Source organism: Prevotella conceptionensis 9403948 (genome assembly GCF_000312305.1).
In the GTDB taxonomy this organism is placed as follows: domain Bacteria; phylum Bacteroidota; class Bacteroidia; order Bacteroidales; family Bacteroidaceae; genus Prevotella; species Prevotella conceptionensis.
Genome location: NZ_HE999445.1, coordinates 458,804 through 461,057 on the forward strand (window position 1 = coordinate 458,804; position 2,254 = coordinate 461,057).

The 2,254-nt window shown below is 39.3% G+C and carries 1 protein-coding gene and 1 pseudogene; both read right to left on the bottom strand.

Annotation, left to right across the window (positions count from 1 at the left end):
• Positions 1 to 1,086: 1,086 nt before the first annotated feature.
• Entirely contained in the window at positions 1,087 to 1,611 is a 525-nt protein-coding gene (locus BN93_RS06240; protein WP_019187476.1) for a hypothetical protein, read from the bottom strand.
• A gap of 140 nt (positions 1,612 to 1,751) precedes the next feature.
• Positions 1,752 to 1,928 (bottom strand): annotated as a pseudogene (locus BN93_RS18520) (DUF6078 family protein); the annotation flags it as partial.
• Between the last annotated feature and the right edge of the window lie 326 nt (positions 1,929 to 2,254).

A 2,254-nucleotide genomic window follows, 5' to 3' on the forward strand; every position in this document is an offset into this window, starting at 1 on the left:
GGTGCAGTCCCAGTTGGCCGTGGACTGCATGCCCTACAACCGCTCGCGCTGGCGGTAGCAAGCGCACGTGTTTTTCCGTGCCGTTGCACAAAGGCGCGCATGCGGCCCAATCGGCTTTGTCTAATTTTCAGCAAGAAACTTAACATAAAAAGTGGCCTTCCTGTCCACCAACCGTCCACCTTGCCGCAAAAAATCGATTCTCGCGGAGGTTTGTTTTGATGCCAGAAGGGGTTAGTTGTGCATGCAGGCAAAATGAATTTTTATTTAAACCGACCGCCACCAACACTCGTTTTGGGGCCATTTGCAGCAAAATGCAATGCGTTTTGGTGCAAAACACAGTGCAATATGCCGCTAAACGCAATGCGTTTTGGTGCTAAATGCAGTGCGTTTTGGTGCAAAACGCAAGGTAAAATGATGCTAATTGCAGTGCTAAATGCTGCTAAATGCGAGGCAAAAAGCATAAATATCCGCTGCAATGGTATAAATAAAACCTTTTAGAACCATGAAATACATGGCCGAAAAGGGCGAAATAGTGGTTGAAAAGTGAGTTTTTAGGGGTAAAAAGTGGGTAATTGGGCGTAATAAAGATATGAGGTGGCGACCAATCTAGAAAGGTAAAATGGTGCAAAATGCAGATCTTTTCTTAAAAACGGACAAAATAAAAGACGTGAAAGGCTAGAAATAGTGGCCACTTACCTACTTTTTAACCCCAATTTTCGCTAGAACGGAGCGAAAATTAGAGCGGCATTGTAAAACAAAAGAAACAATTTGAGTTTCTAAGTTGATGAAGTTATGAGTTGATGAGGCTTTGAGTTGATGAGGTTATGAGTTTGTGGGGTGGTAAGTTTGTGAGTTGATGAGTTGATGAGTTGATGAATTTGTGAGTTGATGAGGTTATGAGTTGGTGGGTTGGTCAGTTTGTGAGTTGATGTATTCGTGAGCAGTTGGACTTTCATGGGTTTATCAGCCAGCGAGCTGTTTTACCCTGCACTTCGTATATGACAGGAGTTTTTATCTTGTGTTGGCGTCACAAGGACAACAAACTCCTCTCAATTTGTAGAAACATTAAAAGTCAAAACGAATTAGCTATTTAACAACGAGAAATGGATATTTATATTTGCTAAACCTTGAAATTATCGAAATTAAATCATTTTTCTTTTCAGGCACAATCCACCCTGTGATATTATTTTGCAAACCAATATCTTCCTTACTTAATATAATTCGACTCTCATATAATTTATATCCATCTTGAATTATAACAAGTCTGCTATTAAGTGTAGACATATCTCCTCCTGTGTATAAAAAAGGCACCTGCAATAATCTTTTTATGAGATAATTATTTTTTGTATAAAGAATTTTGTGGCGCGGTATCTCCTTAGGTAAATTCTTAACATCATACGAGTCCCAAATAATATACACAGAAAGTCTTGAGTTTGCCTTAGCATTGAATAGAGAAGACAATACTGTACGCTTTGTATCCAATTTGTCTTTAATTGTCATATTATTTTTCTCTTTAGACAAATCAATAAAAAAGGGACCATTAAAGCACATAACAATTAGAAATAAAGTCCCGATAATAGTACTTAATTTGATTATTTTATTTTTTGCCATTTTCCTTTACTTGATGTCCTTTATTTTTTCTAACAGGATGAAACTGTAGATCCCAATGCTTGGAATTTTTCAGAGGCTCTAATCTATTCATATGTGTAACGGTCAATGTAGTTATCGAGGTCCAATTCTTCGGTATAGGCTTATGCGCGGAAGATATTTATAACACCTTCTAGCTGTTCGGGCGTGAGGGTGAGCTGTCCGTTCATGTAACGATAGTAGGTGGAGCAACTGCCGAGGTATTGATGGATTTCTCTGCGTATCGGAGTGTCGTCCACGTGCTTTACGTTGAGAAACAGCTTACGGAATCCCCATGCTGCACAATTGCGTGTCCATGATGCAGTCCCAGTTGGCCATGAGCAACATGCCCTACAACAGCTTGCGCTGGTGGTCGTCAGCGTACGTGCTTTCCGTGCCATTTCCCATGCGGATGTATACGGTGTGGCCGCCTTTGTCGTAATCTATTTGTGACACTTCTATTTTTCATGCGACATGATTCAATCTTTGTTATGATGGCAAAAGGATATGTAAAATCATACGGCTGTCGTAATTTCTCAAAATAGATAATTCTTATCTTTATTTTTTCACCATATGGGATACCTCTTGTATCACACTTGTTTTTTATGCTAATGTAATATTCTTTTCC